Annotated in this window: 18 protein-coding genes; 2 read left to right on the top strand and 16 right to left on the bottom strand. The window is 62.5% G+C overall.

Features of this window, described 5'->3' with window-relative positions; genetic code table 11:
- Positions 1-10: 10 nt before the first annotated feature.
- The 10 genes from U5817_RS13725 to epsL form a co-directional block, all read right to left on the bottom strand.
- Positions 11-1,012, bottom strand: coding sequence for a glycosyltransferase family 2 protein (locus U5817_RS13725; protein ID WP_407277707.1), 1,002 nt, complete (start codon positions 1,010-1,012; stop codon positions 11-13).
- On the bottom strand, positions 1,009-1,743 hold the full coding sequence (epsI, locus tag U5817_RS13730) for an exosortase-associated protein EpsI, B-type (protein ID WP_407277708.1): 735 nt from the start codon (positions 1,741-1,743) through the stop codon (positions 1,009-1,011). Before epsI ends, U5817_RS13725 begins: the two co-directional genes overlap by 4 nt.
- Positions 1,740-2,618 (bottom strand): exosortase B, encoded by an 879-nt coding sequence (gene xrtB, locus U5817_RS13735; RefSeq protein ID WP_407277709.1) that lies wholly within the window; start codon positions 2,616-2,618, stop codon positions 1,740-1,742. The genes epsI and xrtB overlap by 4 nt, the downstream gene beginning before the upstream one ends.
- 37 nt (positions 2,619-2,655) lie before the next feature.
- Positions 2,656-3,528, bottom strand: a complete 873-nt coding sequence (epsG, locus tag U5817_RS13740; protein WP_407277710.1) for a chain length determinant protein tyrosine kinase EpsG — start codon at positions 3,526-3,528, stop codon at positions 2,656-2,658.
- Positions 3,529-3,539: 11 nt separating this feature from the next.
- Positions 3,540-4,883 carry a chain length determinant protein EpsF gene (gene epsF / locus U5817_RS13745; RefSeq protein ID WP_407277711.1) on the bottom strand — a complete coding sequence of 448 codons (1,344 nt, stop codon included), beginning with the start codon at positions 4,881-4,883 and terminating at the stop codon, positions 3,540-3,542.
- Positions 4,884-4,945: 62 nt separating this feature from the next.
- Positions 4,946-5,782 carry a polysaccharide export protein EpsE gene (gene epsE / locus U5817_RS13750; RefSeq protein WP_407277712.1) on the bottom strand — a complete coding sequence of 279 codons (837 nt, stop codon included), beginning with the start codon at positions 5,780-5,782 and terminating at the stop codon, positions 4,946-4,948.
- A gap of 56 nt (positions 5,783-5,838) precedes the next feature.
- On the bottom strand, positions 5,839-6,771 hold the full coding sequence (locus U5817_RS13755) for an EpsD family peptidyl-prolyl cis-trans isomerase (protein WP_407277713.1): 933 nt from the start codon (positions 6,769-6,771) through the stop codon (positions 5,839-5,841).
- A gap of 179 nt (positions 6,772-6,950) precedes the next feature.
- Positions 6,951-7,298 carry a PEP-CTERM sorting domain-containing protein gene (locus U5817_RS13760; protein ID WP_169127549.1) on the bottom strand — a complete coding sequence of 116 codons (348 nt, stop codon included), beginning with the start codon at positions 7,296-7,298 and terminating at the stop codon, positions 6,951-6,953.
- Positions 7,299-7,536: 238 nt separating this feature from the next.
- On the bottom strand, positions 7,537-8,220 hold the full coding sequence (locus U5817_RS13765) for a PEP-CTERM sorting domain-containing protein (protein WP_407277714.1): 684 nt from the start codon (positions 8,218-8,220) through the stop codon (positions 7,537-7,539).
- 189 nt (positions 8,221-8,409) lie between these two features.
- Positions 8,410-9,588, bottom strand: a complete 1,179-nt coding sequence (epsL, locus tag U5817_RS13770; protein WP_169127553.1) for an XrtB/PEP-CTERM-associated polysaccharide biosynthesis outer membrane protein EpsL — start codon at positions 9,586-9,588, stop codon at positions 8,410-8,412.
- 74 nt (positions 9,589-9,662) lie between these two features.
- Between epsL and U5817_RS13775 the strand changes: the two genes are divergently transcribed.
- Positions 9,663-11,144, top strand: a complete 1,482-nt coding sequence (locus U5817_RS13775; RefSeq protein ID WP_407277715.1) for an undecaprenyl-phosphate glucose phosphotransferase — start codon at positions 9,663-9,665, stop codon at positions 11,142-11,144.
- Between the two features lie 64 nt (positions 11,145-11,208).
- On the opposite strand, the gene clpB is transcribed toward U5817_RS13775, so the two are convergent.
- Positions 11,209-13,788 carry an ATP-dependent chaperone ClpB gene (gene clpB / locus U5817_RS13780; protein ID WP_407277716.1) on the bottom strand — a complete coding sequence of 860 codons (2,580 nt, stop codon included), beginning with the start codon at positions 13,786-13,788 and terminating at the stop codon, positions 11,209-11,211.
- 279 nt (positions 13,789-14,067) lie between these two features.
- Between clpB and U5817_RS13785 the strand changes: the two genes are divergently transcribed.
- The gene (locus U5817_RS13785) at positions 14,068-14,571 is read left to right on the top strand and encodes a phasin family protein (RefSeq protein ID WP_169127557.1); all 504 of its coding nucleotides are present in this window, start codon (positions 14,068-14,070) and stop codon (positions 14,569-14,571) included.
- Between the two features lie 69 nt (positions 14,572-14,640).
- Here U5817_RS13785 and moaE read toward each other — a convergent pair whose 3' ends face one another.
- From moaE to U5817_RS13810, 5 genes are read right to left on the bottom strand one after another with little or no spacing between them, the layout of a single operon-like run.
- A complete protein-coding gene (moaE, locus tag U5817_RS13790) occupies positions 14,641-15,102 on the bottom strand; it encodes a molybdopterin synthase catalytic subunit MoaE (RefSeq protein WP_169127559.1) in 462 nt (153 codons plus the stop codon).
- Between the two features lie 3 nt (positions 15,103-15,105).
- Positions 15,106-15,360, bottom strand: a complete 255-nt coding sequence (moaD, locus tag U5817_RS13795; RefSeq protein ID WP_169127561.1) for a molybdopterin converting factor subunit 1 — start codon at positions 15,358-15,360, stop codon at positions 15,106-15,108.
- 4 nt (positions 15,361-15,364) lie between these two features.
- A complete protein-coding gene (glp, locus tag U5817_RS13800; RefSeq protein ID WP_169127563.1) occupies positions 15,365-16,570 on the bottom strand; it encodes a gephyrin-like molybdotransferase Glp in 1,206 nt (401 codons plus the stop codon).
- Positions 16,560-17,060, bottom strand: a complete 501-nt coding sequence (mobB, locus tag U5817_RS13805) for a molybdopterin-guanine dinucleotide biosynthesis protein B (protein WP_407277717.1) — start codon at positions 17,058-17,060, stop codon at positions 16,560-16,562. The genes glp and mobB overlap by 11 nt, the downstream gene beginning before the upstream one ends.
- A 38-nt stretch (positions 17,061-17,098) precedes the next feature.
- Entirely contained in the window at positions 17,099-18,433 is a 1,335-nt protein-coding gene (locus U5817_RS13810) for a hypothetical protein (RefSeq protein WP_407277718.1), read from the bottom strand.
- Positions 18,434-18,455 lie beyond the last annotated feature (22 nt).

Genomic DNA, 18,455 nt, shown 5'->3' on the forward strand with positions numbered 1-18,455 from the left:
AGATACTCCTTTAGATCTTATCCGAGGCAGCTGAAACACCAAGCAGGGTCTGTCTAGCAAACTGCCAACCAACTATCAGATAGGCTTTCACTTTGTCATTTATCACTTGCCTCTTCTGCTGATTCGCAGATGTGCTCAGGGAGACCGCACAAAGGGCTGCAGCCCGCATATAGAACACGGCTGCCAGACCAAGTGATGCAGCCCTGGCTACTAATGCATTGTGATGTTTTGCTAGGTAGATCGAGTAGGAGCGACCGGTTCGTTGCAATGCAGCTTTTCCGATCCACGGCCGACCTGCACCTTCATAGTGGATAACCAATGTCTCTGCAACAAAGGCAATTCCAAATCCGGCGTTGCGAACACGCAGACAGTAGTCGACGTCCTCGCAGTACATGAAGAACGCTTCGTCGAAGCCGCAAAGGCGCTCCCATATTTCGCGGCGAGTGGCGAGGCAGGCTCCTGAAACCCAGTCGACTGGGGTATGCGACTGTTCGTAATACGCCGGATCGGTTTCCATTCGCCGGAAGATCGATGGCAAGCGGTGTTTCTTTTCCAATCCCAACCACGACAGGACAAGACGAATCGGGCGATGGTGAAAGCCCACGGAGAACTGGGTTCGCCCGTCACTGTAGACGAGCCGGGAACCTGCGGCGCCTACCTGCTCAGCCAGCGCTTGATCGATGAGGGAATCGAGTTGTCCTTCGATGCGCGTGTCGTTATTGAGCAGCAGCAATACTTTTCCGCGAGCGCTGCGCGCTGCGAGGTTGTTGCCCCCGGTAAAACCTGTGTTTTCCAACGACTCGATGTAGCGAATGTCCGAGCGCGCCTGCAGGAAGGCTTGACTACCATCGCTCGAGGCATTATCCACTACTACGACTTCGTACGAATAACGGCTGAATGCGGTCTTGATGGATTCAAGGCATTCGTCAAGAAAACGGAGGCCGTTGTAATTGACGATCAGCACAGAAACATCAGGATTTTTTTTCTCGCTTGGCCCGACCGGATTCATCATCGTTTGCTTCCAACTTCTTCGGGACTGACCGGGCCGATCAGGAACCCACGTGTATTCGTGTCTACGGTTGTGAGCAGGTCTACGACAAAGCGCTCCTGGAGGTGGTATGCAGCTTCGTTGTCATCAGATATTGACGAAACCCGAAACAGGATGCCATCGGGTATCCAGCCCTTGAAGCCGTGCATTAGCCTGGCAAGACGTTGATCGTTACCGGATGCCACGACGTAGTCACCGACTCGCATCCAGTAGGAGATCGGTTCGTGTCGGCTATTTGTCTGCGCGATCAAACGCTGAATGGGAAATGGGCTTTCGCGTTCTTCGAGCTTTATTGATGACTCGCCGACGGTTTCAAGTGAAAACCCTTGAGCGACATAGCACACTTCGGGTCGATGTAATTCGATGTCACCACTCTGCATTTCCCCGTAAGCAATCGATAGCATGATGCGCTGCCCCAGCGCATTAACGTATGTTCGGGTCAGGGTCTGCGAATAGAGTGCATCCAGCAAGCCTTTCTGCTGGGGATTGACGACACTTTGCACACCCCCACTATCCAAATGCCAGTCGCCAAATGAGACAGGAATTGCGGTTTCCAGCCTGATATTTTTGTTCAAGGCTGCCATCGGGTTCCGCGGTGCCAACGCCCACGCCGACAGCGATGCACAGAACATTAGCGTGCAAGCCACGATGCTGCTGCGACGCAATTTTGCCCCTTTGCCGAAATTGCTGGTCATACGCGTCTCCGCCCTAACTGTGCAGCGCGCAAGATGGTATCCATACCGATAATGAGCAATAGAGCACTCGCAAACAGCACCATCCCCGCAAACCCATGCATGAAGCCCTGCCCCGCCGCATCACCGTAGTAATAGGTGACCACAGTCAGCACCATCACCCGGATCACGTTTGCCACAAACGAGATCGGCACGATCAGAATGGCGAGGATCGTGTTGCGCAGTACCGATTCCGAATGCGTGAGCTTGAGGTACAGCACCCCGAGCGCTTCGAGCGTAAACAGGGTTTGCAGGCCGGCGCAGGCATCGGCGACGAGGAGCTTGTATTGCCCGATCTGGAGGATGACGCCGCTGCGGGCAATGGGGTAGCCGAGCCAATACAGCACGTTTTCCGCGACCACCGAGACGGCGATCTTCATGGGCATGGTGATCGCGTCCACCACCGCACCGGGCAGCGGGATCATGAAGATCATGAAGAAAAGCGCGAACCACTGGGCTTTGACTGCCCGGACTCCCCGCTGGATGAGGAGCACGGCGATGAGCACCCACACCAGCGAGCCGATCTCGAAGATGAGGATGTCTTGCGAGCGGCCGAGCATGAAGAGCAGCAGGCCGACGATGAGGACGGGCCAACCGGTGGCTGACGATGCCCGGCCGGCGCTGCGGGCAAGCATGACGGGCCACTGGCGGTACAGCAGCCACAGCGACAGGCCGAGCACGATGGGGCCGTGCGCCTGTTCGGAGGTGCTCCAGATCGTGCGGAAGAGGTCGATGAAGCTTGGGACGTAGAGGAAGCACAGGCCCGCCAGCACGATGAGCCACGGCGCGAGCGGTTCCGCGCCCTGCGCGCCCGCCTGCGCCGGCGCGAGTTGTTCCATGGTTGCGGCGCGCGCCGGCGGTGCCATCGGCGTGCCCTCAGCCCGCGTCGTTGAGGACGCTGCCGACTACCGTGATGCCGGCCTGGTGGAACTCGCCCGCGAGCTTGCGCAGCGCGGCCGTGCGCGTGAGGTGTGGGCGCGCGACGAGAAGCGTGCCGCCCGCACGTGCGGCGACGGTGAATGTGTCTGCAGTGCTGCCTGCGGCGGGGGTGTCGATGAGGATGACGTCGTAGATTTCGGCGTACTCCTTAAGCAGCGTCGAGAAGGCCGGGCGGGAGATGAGTTCCTGCGGGTTGGGCGGTACGGCGCCGGCGGGCAGCACGGAGAGGTCGACCAGCGCGGAGACGCGACGCACGATGTCCGGGCCGCCGCGGCCCGACAGCGCCGCGGACAGGCCCATGCGGTTGTCGACGCCGAAGAGCAGGTGCTGGCGCGGGTTGCGCATGTTGGCGTCGATGATGAGGGTGCGTTCCCCGAGCTGGGAGAACACCACGCCCAGGTTGGCGACGACCCACGAGCGCCCTTCCCCCCGCGCCGGGCTCGCCACCGTGAGGCAACGCCGACCGGCTTCGGGGTCGAACCAGCGCAGCATGAGCTGGCTGCGCAGCGCGCGCAGCGCCTCGACCTGCGGATCGAAAGGATTGTAGGCGGCGACGACCTCTTCGGCTACGCCACTTTGGCCGCGCTGCAGGTACGGATAGTCGAACTGCCGCGAAAGCGCGTACTGGATGTCACCCTCATTGACGAGACCGAGCTTGCGTGCAGCGTCGCCGAAACGCAGGCTGCCTTCGCGCTGCAGGCGAAGGATCTTCTCTGCGTCTTCGGGTTTCAGGCGTCCGGCGTCGATGAGAATGGCGCCGATGGAGCGTTCGCCATGGGCGAGTTCCTTCGTGCTGGTGGGGGCGTTCATGGGCGATGTCCTCAGGCGCGGGAGGGGATGATGCCCAGCAGCGGCGCGGCGGAGCATTGTTCGATGTCTTCGACGCCGCGTACGCGCTGGTCGACGAGTTCGAGCAGCAGCGCCGAGCCGAGGCCGAGCAAGGTGCCAAGGAAGACGGCGAGAGCAAGATTGAGGGCTGTGCGCGGGCTGGAGTGCTGCAGGGGCGACGTCGCCGGGGCGAGCACGGCGATGTTGGTCTGCTGGGTGCGGCTCTCCAGGCTGGTCTGCGTCAGGCGCTGGGCAACGAGGTCGTATGCGCGCTGTGCAGATTCGACGTCGCGCTGGAGAACGGCGATCTGGTCACGCCGTTCGCGCAGTTGCAGCACGCGTTTCTTTTGGGCATCGAGCGCTGCGCGCAGATCGGCTTCGCGCGCGAGGTTGGAGCGGGTGGCACTGCCGATCGAGCTGGCGATGCGTTGCGTTTCGGCGCCGATCCTCTCCCGCAGGGAGCGGATTTCGGCCTCGATGCGGGTGTAGTCGGGGTGGTTCTTGCCGACGCGCGAGGCGAGTTGCTCACGCGTGGCTTCCTGGCGCGCGAGTTCGGCTTTCAGGCCCTGGATGAGCCCGCTTTGTAGGACTTCCGGCATGGTGTCGGCCGCACCGGCCTGCCCCTGGCGGGAGCGCGTTTCCATGCGCTGACCCTCGGCTGCGACGAGCTGAGTGGAGAGTTCGGCCAGGCGGGTGGTTTCCACGTCGAGGCGACCGTCGCTCGGGACGATGCCGTGCTGGAGCTGGTAGTCGGAAAGACGTTTCTGGGCCGCTTCGACCTTCTCGCGCAGGGGCACGCTTTGTTCGTCGAACCAGCGTGCGTACTGGCGAGCCGGTTCGACCTTGAGTTCGAGGTTCACTTCGATGTAGGCCTGCGCAAAGGCGTTGGCGACCGCTGCGGCGAACTGGGGGTCGGAGCCCGTGAAGGCGATGGTGATGACATTGCTCTCGCGTGAGGGCTTGACGACGAGCTTCTTTTGCAGAGCCTCGGCCAGCCAGACGCGCAATTCGCCCTTTCCGTCGGCTTCGGCCTGCCATTGCTCGCGCACGGCGGGCTCTTCATCGAGCTTGAGTAGCGCAACGACACGCTCGGCGACGCGGTTGGAATTGATGATGTCGACCTGGGTGGCCATATAGCCCGCCATCATTTGCGGGGGCAGGATGGCGCCGGCAATAGGGTCGGCCGACTTGGCATCTATGACCAGGACTGTCTCGGCGGTGTATTGGTGCGGAAGCAGCACGCTGACCAGCAGCGTGGTTGCGACCACCGTGCCAAGCACGCTGGCCACGACCAGCCAGCGGGCGCGCAGGATGAGGAGAAACTGGTGGAAGGTCATTACATCGCGTTCCGGAAATTGCGGGGGTGATGCGAACGGGGTCAGGGAGCGACGATGTCCCGTCAGAAAAGGCTTTCGCGCACAAAAATCACGTCGTCGGCGCGAAGGAGATCTTCCAGTGCCGGCTCGATGACGGACAGCCGTCCTTCGGTGTCGCGCCGTTGAATCTGGAGGCCGCGAACGGTGCCGCGCTGATTGATGCCGCCGCCGGTGGCGAGTGCCTGCATGACACTCATGTTCCGCTCCAGCCGGAATGCTCCGGGACGCTGCACTTCGCCGTAGATGTAGAACGTGGGCGCACGATGCACATAGAGGATGTCGCCGCCGGCCAACGGGATATCGTTCTCGGTGCCCTTCAGGAACAGCGCGGGAATATCGATTTCGCGACGTATCGACTTGCCGTCGCGTAGGCCGATGAGCACAACGGTGTCCGCGCCGTTGGGGGCGATCCCACCGGCGCTTGCGAGCATGTCGGAGAGGCGCAGGTTGGAGGTTTCCAACGGATAGCGGCCGGGGCGCCCGACGAGGCCGATTACGGAGACCTGGTTGCCGCGCATCTGGACGGGCAGGATGCTGACCTGGGGTTGCAGTACGAAGCCCCCATCGCGCAGGAGGCGTTCGATGAGCCGTTCGGCAGTGCCCGCGGTCTGGCTGCCGACGGGGACACCGCCGAGCAGCGGGAAAGTAATTTGTCCGCCTTCCGAGATTCGCGCTTCGGTCGTGAGATCCGGATTCTGATAGACGGTGATGCGGACCACATCCCCCGGCCCCAGAACATAATCCGCCGCCCCCGGGCGGCTGATGTCGGCAACATCGGCCCGCGCCGGCGAAACAATGCCGAACGCGAACAGCAGCGACAGGATGATCAGGAGAATGGCTGTAAAGGAACGGTGGCTCATGCGTTTGCGGATATTCCGGTTCGGTGTTGCAGGGAAAGCGTATGTGGCGTGCTGGATCACTTCAGGCCGCCGGCCCCTTTGTCGAGCGTGGCCTGGCTGAGGGCGGCGCCCGATGCAATCGCGGGCCCAGCCACGGCCGTTGCGCCATTGGCTAGCGGGGAGGCGAAATCGCCTACGTACTGGATGCTGGTGCGGTCCCGCAGACGACCGAGTTCCTCCCGCGCAAGCGCCTGCTTTTTGAGATTGGTGAGGTAACGCTCGATGAACGGCGCAGCACCAACCGCGTCGATCGGCTGTTCGCGGGAGGCGGCGATCTGGATGACTGCCACGACGCCGGCTGAGGCCAGCAGCCCGATCTCACCGTCTTTCATCTTTGCCAGCTGCTTGACCAGATCGAGCGGCAGTTCCTCGGCCGGTTTGAGTGCGGAGTCGGCCTTGAAGCTCAGATTCTCGCGCCGAAGCCAGGCAACGATATCGTCCAGGCTCGCCGCCTTGTCGGCCGCGGCTCGCAGGTCCGCTTCGCGTCCGGCGGGCACTGCGACACGCAACTCGCGCAGCGCATAGATGCGACGTTTGCTGAATAGCACCGGATTGTCCCGGTAGAAGGCTTCGACCTCGCTTGTCTGCGGTTCGGCGACCTGTGCAGCGATGCGCTCGACGTAGGCGCGCGCAACGACTTCGCGCCGCGCGGCATCGAGTGCGGCCATCACCGTGGGATCACGATCGATTTTCTGCTCTTCGGCTTGAGCGACGAGCAGTTCCTGATCTATGAGCCGTTCGAGGATCGCGCCGCTGGCTTGCTTCACTTGCTCGCCAGCTATCCCCCCGAGCCGTGCGAGCTCCGCGTTGACCTGATGCACGGTGATTTCATACGAACCAACCCGGGCAGCGACCTGTGACGCGATCGGAGTGTCGGACTTGGCGCCGCAGCCTGCCAGAGCGAGGGCGAGTAGCGGCATGCCAAGCGATGTACGAAATTGTTTCATCATGAAAAATCCATCCTGCAGGACTACAAGTCAAATCTACAATGCCAATGTGTTACTTGCATGGCCGGCAGCAGCACGTCTTTGCGATGCATCCGACTCTCTCCACAAACAGCAAGACACGCCTGCAACCCGAGACCGGGGGCAGGCGCCGAGGAACATCGCAGGGGTGCGTTCGGGGTCGCCTAGCGGCGCAGGCGTCGCCGCGCAACCACGCCGACCATGCCAAGGCCGACTAGAAGCATCAGTGCGGCATCGGGTTCGGGGACGCTAGGTACGAACTGAGGGTTTCCGCCGGCCGCTATCGCGACGAACTGTCCGCCACTCGCGAGCGCGAGCTCGCTCACAAGACCGCCTACTCCGCGGGCTTCCACATCGCCAGCACGAAAGGTGGAAACGATGCCTCCGCCATTTTGATTCAGGACGGCATTGAACGATGTGCCCGCATCACTGGGATTTCCGCTCTGCCCCGCCAGGGCCGCTCCGGCCATACAAATTCCGACGAGACCTGTTCCCAGGAATTTCAACTTCATTCATGCCCCCATTCTGATCACGTACATCCGAGAGATGCGACAAGCCCCCACGTCGCTATCCGGACAGCACCGTAAAGGATGCCGTCCGGATAACATGATTTTACATATTTGTTAGGCGTATGTATTTACGCTACGCAACTTTCATGCTTTGAAATGACATAGATCAAACGCGCGAGTTTCGACGCAGCTGGGACGAAGCGGACTACGCCCTGTCCGACCCTGACCTTGCGGAACATGATCAGCGGGATGCGGCACGGCGACGTGCCGCCATCCCTACCATGCCAAGGCCCGTCAGAAGCATGAGATAGGCTTCCGGTTCAGGTACCGACGGGACTTGCGCGACGCCGAATGTGATCTGTGCCGTGTCGAGACTGGCCTTCACGAACGAGGAGCCCGCCGCGTTGGCGAACAGGGTTGAGTCCAGGGTGATGTCAAGGAGACTGCTCGACAGGCCCGCGGCAGTGAATCCGTCGCCGCTGGAGCGCCAGGATCCGGCCGAAAGAAACGGCGATCCGGCAAAGCTCCCTGCCCCGCCAAGGGTTGTGAGGCCTCCGTTGTCGAGCGCGGCAACGTTCAACACCGATGCGATGCCAAAGGATGCGTCGGAACCAGCGATGGTGTAGCTGCCGCCTTCGAAAAGGCTTACCGAGTCGAGCCGGTAGCCGTCAGCGGCGACGACCTGAAAATCCAGGACAGCGTCAAGCAAGGCTGGCCGGCCTCCGCCCGATCCAACGGAGAACCCCGAAGGGCTGAAGGACAACAGGTTGCCGATAAGAGTCGGCGTGCCGAAGAGCGAGTTGAGTGTGTCGTCGTACGAAACAGAAAAGCCGTTTCCGACGAGACTGACTGTGGCTGCGCCGGCGCTGGCTGATACAACGGCTCCCGCGATGGCCGCGGCGAGCAGTTTGAGTTTCAATGTCATGCAGAGTGCCTCGATGAGCGTGAATTGATCGTGGTGAAACCTCATCCATGGGAAGACGGTGCTAGCGGCGCTCGCACCGGCGGGCACTGATTGAGCCCGCTTGTTGCGACCGTTCCGCACGCTTCAGCATCCCATTCGGCATTTTTGCATATTGCATACAAACGGCCATCTGGCATAAGTGATAGGTTTTCAGAATGCGAGCTTCGCCGACATGAATAGACTGGCAGCACGGTATCCGGGATACGCATCGGATGACGAACGACGTTCGTTGCGCGCCCCCAGCTGGAGCGAGAGGTTCCTGGCCGGCGACCATTCCAGTGCGAGGGCGCGTGCCTGCGTGCGGTCATCGCGATCCGGCGCGACAATACCGAAGGGATCACCGCCGTAATCGCGCTTGAGCCATTCGAGCCGCCCACGCAGACGTAGCTTGTTGCCGATCTGCCATACGGGGTCGACCGATACCGCACGCGTGATGACGAAGTTGTCGGCCACATCCTCGCGTGCGCCCATCTCGCGGCGCGCGGTCATGCCCAGCGCGAGCTTTCCCGTCGGGTTCCAGTCGAAAGTGACGCGACCGGTCAAGCCGTTGAAGTCCTTGTCGCCCGCATGAGGGTATTGGCGCGCGGTGTAGCCGACTTGACCGCTCACCCGACTATGGCCGGTCACGCCCCAGTCGGCGCGCAGGAGCAGGTCGCGCTGCGTGTAGCCTGTGACCGTTGTGAGTGTTTCATTGCGTTCGGGATAGCGGCCCTCCGCATCGCGGCCTACCAGCGCCAGCGTGCTACCGGCCAAGGATCGATACTGCACGAGGGCTTCGACGGCATCTTCGATGTACTCGGATCCGGCGGATTCCCGGTCGTCGAATCGGCTGTCCATCCGAGCCCACCCGGCTCCGAACGACCACTGTGGATGCATCAGGTAGCGCGCATCGGCGCGGTACTGGCGGAAGGTGTTGATGCTACGTACGGTGCCGATGCGATCGGAGAAGCTGCGCAAGCGTTCGTCCTGCCGGGCGGAAATTGTGCCGCTCCACTGGTTGCCGAGAATCCACTGCCAGGCGGCGCCGAAATTGTGTGCAGTGAAATCGAGGTGGTCGAACTCGAGATAGTCGCTCCGGGTCAGGGCAAAGTCTGCTGTCAGCCGTTGCCGGCTGTAGGTGCGACCCAGCTGTGCAGCGAGTGTGGTGACGCTGAGCCGGTCGTCCCGTGGACGACGCGATCCTTCGATCTCCGGGCGCGCACCATCCGCCACGCGGAAGAGGTTGTCCTCCCAGACGAGATCCTGGCTGACGGAGATCGTTAGCGGGTCATTTTCAGACGCAGCAACGGGAAGTGTTCCTGTTCCCGCGATCACCAGAAAGCTGAACAAAATCCTCGCATAAGCATTCGATTGTGCCGGTGCATAAACATGCTGAAGACATGTTTGTGACGGTATGTTGCGACATGTACGTCTGCTACGCGATGTGTTATGCATGGTTGTTGAATGTCAATGCGGTATGCTTGTCGAAACTTTTAGCCGCTCCTTTTATCATGTTTGCATCAAGCTACAAACAGGGCACCTTCTGGCGGGGCAGTTTATCGGCAGCACGCGCCATCGAGTCCTTTCTCGATCCGGTTGCAGCAACAGCCCTGCTGTTTGCCGTCGCGACCGTGTGTGGAGAGCGATTCGGCCCCCCCTACGTGATCGTGGGACTTATTTCCTTCTCGCTGACCTTCCCAGGCGATTTCTGCCTTCGCGATACCACACGGAGGATGGTCCGAAAAACCTTGACTTCATGGCTGTTGATCGCTGCCGTATTGTTGGCATTCGGCCACGCGAGCGGATACGTGCATTACTTCGCCGAGGAGGTCGTCTTTGTGTGGCTGGCCAGCCTCCCGCTGGCGTGGCTGGTGACTCGCTGCGCTGCACGCCTGTTGCTGTCGCAGATGATGTCGAGCGAGCTCCGCCAACGGCGCGCGGTGGTTGTCGGTTGCAACGAAACTGGCTTACGTCTGGCAGGGGAGCTTGCGCACGATCCGTTCAACGGAATTTCATTTGCGGGCTTCTTCGATGACCGGGGCCGCGAACGCCTCGATGGAATCGGCGATAGCCCGCTGCTTGGCCGGATCGGTGAGCTGGCCCAGTTCGTGAAGCAGCATGCGGTAGACCATATCTACGTGGCACTGCCAATGGCGAGCCAGCCGCGCATCCTGCGGTTGCTGGATGACCTGAAGGACACCACAGCGTCCATCTACTTTGCGCCTGACATCTTCCTGACGGATCTGATCCAGGGGCGTGTGGATCACGTTTGCGGCATGCCAGTGGTGGCCGTATGCGAGACGCCTTTCACGGGATTCGACGGCTTCGCGAAGCGCGTGTCCGACATTTTCCTGTCACTACTGATCCTCGCGTTGATCGCTCCGGTGATGATAGCCGTCGCCATCGCGGTGAAACTGAGCTCGCCCGGGCCGATCATCTTCAGGCAACGGCGTTACGGACTCGATGGCAAGGAGATTGTCGTTTACAAGTTTCGCTCGATGACGAGCTGCGACGACGGCAGTGAGGTGAAGCAGGCCACGCGCGGTGACCAGCGGATCACGCGCGTTGGCGCGATCCTGCGCAAGACGTCGCTCGATGAACTGCCGCAATTCATCAATGTGCTGCAGGGACGGATGAGCATCGTCGGGCCGCGGCCCCATGCAGTGGCGCACAACGAGACTTACCGCAAGCTCATCAAGGGCTACATGGTGCGCCACAAGGTGAAGCCCGGGATCACCGGGTGGGCGCAGGTGTGCGGCTACCGCGGCGAGACGGACACGATAGAAAAGATGGAAGGACGCATCGAGTACGATCTCGAGTACTTGCGCACCTGGTCGCTGTCGCTCGACCTGTGGATCATCGTGAAGACGGTGCTGCTGGTGGTGCGTGACCGCAACGCGTATTGAGGCCGTGCGTTCGGGGTTGCTGCGGAAGGAGGTCCCCCTTCCGCAGCGATGATGCAGAAGGGAGTCAGGCCTTCGCGAAAGTGATGCTCCCGCCGTACCCCTCGACCTTGATCTTGTCCTTCGCGGCAAACTGCCCTTCCAGTATCGCTCGCGCCAGCGGGTTCTCGATCCGCTCCTGAATGGCGCGCTTGAGCGGTCGCGCTCCGAATATCGGATCGAACCCGGCCGTTGCCAGTTCCTCGAGGGCGTCGTCGCTGACCTCGAGTGCCATATCCAGGCGCGCGAGGCGCTTTTCGAGGTACTGCAGCTGGATGCGGGCGATGCTCGCGATGTGCTTTTCGTCGAGCGCGTGGAAGACGACCACCTCGTCAATGCGATTGACGAACTCGGGGCGGAAGAAGGTCTTGACCTCGGCCATGACGGCGAGCTTGATGACCTGGTAGTCATCCCCCGACATCTGCTGGATCATCTGGCTGCCGAGATTGGAGGTCATCACGATCACGGTGTTCTTGAAGTCTACCGTGCGTCCCTGCCCGTCGGTCATCCGCCCGTCGTCGAGCACCTGCAGCAGTACGTTGAAGACGTCCGGATGGGCCTTCTCGACCTCGTCGAAGAGAATGACGCTGTAGGGCTTGCGACGCACCTGCTCGGTCAGGTAGCCGCCTTCTTCGTAACCCACGTAGCCCGGAGGCGCGCCGATCAGGCGGGCAACCGAATGCTTCTCCATGAATTCGCTCATGTCGATGCGGATCAGGTGCTCCTCCGAGTCGAACAGGAATTCGGCAAGCGTTTTGCAGAGTTCGGTCTTGCCGACGCCCGTGGGGCCGAGGAAGAGGAAGGAGCCGTACGGGCGGTTCTCGTCCGACAGGCCGGCACGCGAACGGCGGATCGCGTCCGACACGAGCCGCACGGCCTCGTCCTGGCCGACCACCCGCGAGTGCAGGCGCGATTCCATTTGCAGCAGCTTTTCGCGTTCGCCCTGCATCATCTTGCTCACCGGAATGCCGGTTGCGCGCGATACGACTTCGGCGATCTCTTCGGATCCAACCTGAGTCCTCAGCAGCTTGAACTTGCGCTCTCCGCTGCCTGCCGTCTCGGCGGCCTTGAGTTGTGCCTCCAGTTGCGGCAGCTTGCCGTACTGCAGTTCGGCGAGCTTGTCGTACTGGCCCTTGCGCTGCATCTCGGCCATCTGGGCACGCAGCTTCTCGATCTCTTCCTTGATGTGCTGGCTACCCTGCACGCTGGCCTTCTCCGCGCGCCAGATCTCGTCGAGGCTGGCGAATTCTCGCTCGAGTTTCTCGATCTCGTCGCGGATGAGAAGGAGGCGCTTCTGCGAGGCCTCGTCGGTTTCTTTCTTGACCGCCTCCTGCTCGATCTTGAGCTGGATGAGACGGCGTTCGAGCTTGTCCATCGCTTCCGGCTTGGAGTCGATCTCCATCTTGATCCGCGCTGCAGCCTCGTCGATAAGGTCGATTGCCTTGTCGGGCAGGAAGCGGTCGGTGATGTAACGATGCGACAGTTCGGCCGCCGCGACGATCGCGGGGTCGGTGATGTCGACGCCGTGGTGGAGCTCATACTTTTCCTGCAGTCCGCGCAGGATGGCGATCGTGGATTCGACCGACGGTTCGTCGACGAGCACCTTCTGGAAGCGGCGCTCGAGTGCGGCATCCTTCTCGATGTACTTGCGGTACTCGTCGAGTGTGGTGGCGCCGATGCAGTGCAGCTCGCCGCGTGCGAGGGCCGGTTTCAGCATATTGCCAGCATCGATGGCGCCCTCGGCCTTCCCCGCGCCCACCATGGTGTGGATTTCGTCGATAAAGACGATGATGCGCCCCTCTTCCTGGGCGATCTCCTTGAGTACCGCCTTGAGGCGCTCTTCGAATTCGCCCCGGTACTTCGCTCCCGCGAGCAGTGCGGCCATGTCGAGCGAGAGCACGCGCTTGCCTTTGAGCGTTTCCGGCACCTCATCGTTGACGATGCGCTGGGCGAGCCCCTCGACGATCGCAGTCTTGCCCACGCCCGGCTCGCCGATCAGCACGGGGTTGTTCTTGGTGCGCCGCTGCAGGATCTGTATCGCGCGCCGGATCTCGTCGTCGCGGCCGATGACCGGGTCCAGCTTGCCGGCGCGCGCACGTTCGGTAAGGTCGAGGCAATATTTCTTCAGCGACTCGCGCTGGCCTTCGGCATCCTGGCTGCCCACGGACGCGCCGCCGCGTACCGCCTCGATCGCAGCTTCCAGCGGCTTGCGCGAAAGTCCGTGCTCCTTGAGCAGGCGCCCCGTTTCACCCTTGTCCTCGGTCAGGGCGAGGAGGAACATCTCGCTCGCGATGAACTGATCGCCGCGCTTCTGCGCCTCGCGGTCGGCGACGTTCAGCAGGTTGGAAAGATCGCGGCCGATCTGTACCTCGCCTCCATGTCCTTCGACCTTCGGAAGGCGGCTCAGCAACTTGTCCAGCGCCGTCTTGAGCGGCGGGACATTCACCCCTGCACGCTGCAGGAGCGAAATGGTGCTTCCATCGTCCTGACCCAGCATTGCGAGGAGCAGGTGCACGGGCTCGATGAACTGCTGGTCACCTCCGACCGCGATACTCTGGGCGTCGGAGAGGGCCTGCTGGAATTTTGTGGTGAGCTTTTCGAAGCGCATGTCGACCATCCTTTGTCCGATTGGGGTTGACCTGTGATATGGGGGTCGCACCACGCAATTCAACCTTCAAGCCATCGGGATACGTTCCCATTATGGGCGATGGCGCTGAGCCTGAACCCAAATTCGGCACCTTGTACTTGCTGCATTGCAGCATCCATGTTCAAATAGCTTCGATAAACTTTCACTGGTACAGCGGCCTCTCGCCAACGTGCTATGTTGAAAGAATTCATGAGGGGCATCGAAGCCTCGAAAATTTTTCAGCGCACGTGGAGGAAGAACATGGCGACCAAGCAGGATCAGTTCAACGAAATCCAAAAGAAGAACTTCGAAGCGGCCATGCGCCTCGCGCAGATGTCGATCGAGAACTCGCAGCGCATCATGGAGCTGCAGGTTGCGACCGCCAAGAGCCTCTTCGAAGAGGGCGTGCAGAACGCGAAGGCGCTCTCCTCCGCCAAGGATCCCAAGGAAGTTCTGGAGCTGCGTTCGCACTACACCCAGAGCGCCACCGAGAAGATGCTCGCCTGCGCCCGCGAAATGGCGGAACTGGCCAGCCGTACCCAGGCCGAGGTCGGCAAACTGGTGGGCGAGCAGCTGTCGACCGGCAGCAAGGATGTGTTCGAATCGATGCAGAAGATGTTCACGGGCATGCCGATCACCGACCAGAACGCCATGTCCGCGATCCAGAATGCGATGGACACGACGCGCGCTGCCTTCGAACAGATGAGCCGCGCCTCGGCCGAGGCCTTCCAGATGTTCACCCAGCAAGGCAAGGGCAAGAAGTAATCCGGCCTGCTTGATGCAGAACGGCGCCCGAGGGCGCCGTTTTCATTTCAGGGTGGCGAGGCCGGCCGCCTAGCGGCCGCCCTGCTCCCAGCGCGCGGCGGCGGAGTCGTCGCTGTCACGGGCGTCGACCCAGCGCGCCCCTTCTGGAGTCTCTTCGAGCTTCCAGAACGGCGCGCGCGTCTTCAGGTAGTCCATGATGAATTCGCATGCTGCGAAGGCCTCGCCGCGGTGGGCGCCGGCGACGCCGACGAAGACGATGCGGTCGCCGGGTTCCAGTCGCCCGAAACGATGGATCACCCTGACACCGTACAGCGACCAGCGCGCAGACGCCTGCTCGACGATCTCCTCCAGGGATTTCTCGGTCATTCCCGGATAATGCTCGAGCGTCATCGCGGCGACGTTGGAACCACCGCTCACGTCACGCACCAGGCCAAGGAAGGTCGCTACCGCACCGACCTCGTTGCGCCCCGCCGACAGGGCCGCGATCTCCGCCGCGACGTCGAAGTCTTCCGCTTGCACGCTCACCGTCATGACTCAGCCTCCGGTGACCGGGGGAAAGAAGGCGATCTCGTCGCCCGGCAAGACGGGATCGGCCGGTGCCGCCATGCGCTGATTGCGCGCGGCGCGGACGTTGCGCCCTTCGCCCAGGGCCTTCCACTTTTCGCCGCGCTCGGCGAGAAAGGAGCGCAGTTCGCCGACGGTCGATACGCCGGACGGGAGGACGAAGCTCTCCTCGGTGCAGCCGAGTGCTTCCTTGAGCGATGCGAAATACAGGATCTTGACGGTCATGGTGTCAGCAAAGGAGTTCGCCGTAGGGCAGGAAGCGGATCATCTCACCTTTTCGGACGGGCGTTTCGGCAGGCACGTCTGCGAGCCCCTCGGCCCACACGATGGATGACAAGGCTGCTGCGCCCTGGTTGCCGTGGATCTCCACGCCCCCCGAATCGTTGATGCGCGCGCGCAGGAATTCGCGTCTCCGGTCGGGGCGCGGCCAATCGAAGTCGGCGCGCAGTGTGAGTGCCTTGGGAAGTACCGACGCAGCCCCCTGCGTCGCGAGGACGAAGGGGCGCACCATCAACAGGAAGGTGACGAAGCTGGACACGGGATTGCCCGGCAGGCCGATGAAGGCCGCGGCGCCCACGTGGCCGTAGGCAAGCGGCTTGCCCGGCTTCATCGCTATCTTCCAAAGCTCCAGCGCCCCCTCGGCCTGGACTGCAGGTTTTACGTGATCCTCCTCGCCGACCGATACGCCGCCGCTGGTGAGGATCAGGTCGTGCCCTTGCGCAGCCTGGCGCAGCACGGCACGCGTTGCATCCAGCTGGTCGGGAACGATGCCGAAATCGGTCACGGCGCAACCCAGCTGTTCGAGCAGCACCCGCAGCTGAAAGCGGTTTGAGTTGTATACGCCGCCGGGGGGCAAGGCTTCGCCGGGCATGACGAGCTCGTCGCCGGTGGAAAACAGCGCAACCCGCATCCGGCGCAAGACGGCCAGCTGGGCGATGCCGACCGATGCGGCAAGTCCGATCTCCTGGGCGCGCATGCGGGTCGCCGCAGGCAGGACCACGTCACCCGCCGCGATTTCGCTGCCCGCGGCGCGCATGGCCTCTGCGGCGCGCGGGACATGGTTGATGATCACCTCGTCGCCGGCATGCTCGCACAGCTCCTGCATCACCACGGCGTCCGCGCCGGGCGGCAAGGGCGCGCCGGTAAAGATGCGTGCGGCGGTGCCGGGCTGCAGCGTGGTGCCTACGCTGCCCGCGGGTATGCGTTGAGATATCGGAAGGCGCGTTCCCGCGGCGGTCACGTCGCAGGTGCGCATCGCGTAGCCGTCCATCATCGAAGTGTCGAGCGCGGGCACCGCGATCGGTGAACGAACGTCGGCCGCAAGCACGCGCCCGTGGGCCACCAACGTGTCGACCATCTCCAGGTCGCGGATTGGCCGGGCTTTGGCCAGCAGGCTCGAACGCGCTTCGTCGAACGGCAGCATGTCAGGATTCATGACGGGACGAGTAGTCGAGGATGAATTGGACGATCTTGTCCGGCTCGTTGAGCGGCAGGAGGGGCAAGGGGCTATCCAGCGGGACGTCTGCCGCGACCGCGACGACGTGTGGATTCTCTTGCCACAGGGGGGGCTTGCCATGCGCCGGACGATGGACCTCGACCTTCGGCACCGGCGCAGCCTTGAAGCCCTCTATCAGGACTACGTCGCACGGCGACAAGACGCGCAGCTGCTCTTCCAGCGTCGGCTCTGGCGCCCCTCTGAGCTCATGCATCAACACCCAACGGTCGTTCGACAGCATCAGGACCTGGCTCGCCCCTGCCTCCCGGTGACGATACGAGTCCTTGCCGGGCTTGTCGAGATCGAACCCGTGATGGGCGTGCTTGATCACCGACACGGACAGCCCCCGTGCGTTGAAGCCGGGAATCAGCTTTTCGATCAGGGTGGTCTTGCCGGAGCCGGACCAGCCGGCGATACCGAATACGATCATCGTGTTGGTGTCTTCGATGGGGGAACGGGAAGAATAACTCAAGCGCCGCGCTGAACGCACGGCAAGGCAACGACCGTTGCAAAACCGCCCCCGGGCGTACGGAAGTTGGTGGTCTGCCCTCGGTACAGGCGTGCTGCGGCCAACTGGACCGCGCCACGATAGGCATAGACCCGAAGGTCCATCTTGAGGTCAGTGGCCACGCCCTCGACGGAGAGGCGACGTGCGCTCGGGGGAACCAGCGCCTGGGCGATGTAATCGCCTGCGAGGATGTTCGCGAAAACGCTGCGGGTCAGCTTGTCGCCGCGGTATGCGGCCCTGCTCCCGTATCCCGTTGCCGGCTTGAAGAACAGGTCACGCCGGTTCTTCCACAAGGAGTCGCCATCCTCCGCCCGTACCCGCACGGTGCGCGGGATTCCTTGCACGAGGACGCCACGCGTGGCGGCGTCGACACCCAGCGTCTGCAGGAACTGGTCGTCGCACAGCAGCGCCAGATTGCCCTTGTCGGCATACAGGGCGTGCGCACGCGGGTGCGGCGTGATCAACGCTGCCTGCGACTTCCAGGCCGCTGCGAGGGCGGCCGACTCGGGTTCGTCGAGGCTGAAGTCGGTGAGTCGGTTGTACACGAGGTCCACTTCTTCGCCGTCGAGCAGGAGTCGCCCGTCGACGAACTGCAGTGCGGCCGGATCGCAGATCCACGCCTTCAATCCATGGCGCTCGAACAATCGCTGGAAGAGCAGGAACTCGGGCAGGAGATACTGGCTCTGCGGCTCGCGATCGACGATCGCGACGGTTCGCAGGGGCGCGTCGCCGCGGACGGACCTCCACTCGGAGACGAACATCTCGAAAAAGGCTCGTTCGGGATCCCCCGGGCTGCGCACCGCGAGGGGCGCTACTTCCGCGCAGCACGCGCGCTGGGCGCGCGCGAGCGCGACGTTGAGCAATCCGCCGCCGGCATTGGTGTTGATTTCGATGAGGCGCGGGCCGTCTGTGCCGAGGTGGAAATCGAAGCCGAGAAACACCCCGCTGGCGGCACAGGGAATGCGCGCGCTGGCGGGTGCGTGCGCCAGCGCGGCGGACTGCCAGCCTGCGGAGTTGACTACGTGATCCACTGCTTCGACGAGTGCAGCCGCGGCGTCGAGGTGCCGCTCGGCGACGAATGCGACCGAATCCGCGAACAGGTGGGGCCGCGTTGCGTTGATCGTCGCGAGCAATGCGCCGTCGCGCGGATCGCGTTCGAGTTCCGCCTTCAAACGTGCATGATCCAGCGAAACGCATTGGCAACCGCGATTCATGCGTTCGACGATGTCCTCGCAGTCGCCCTCTGCGATCGCCCGGATCAGCGGATCTGTTGCAAGTGCCGATGGCGCGGTCATTGGCGCTCCGTGATGAGTGGCA

It is taken from the genome of Aromatoleum evansii (assembly GCF_045689615.1).
Taxonomy (GTDB): Bacteria; Pseudomonadota; Gammaproteobacteria; order Burkholderiales; family Rhodocyclaceae; genus Aromatoleum; species Aromatoleum evansii.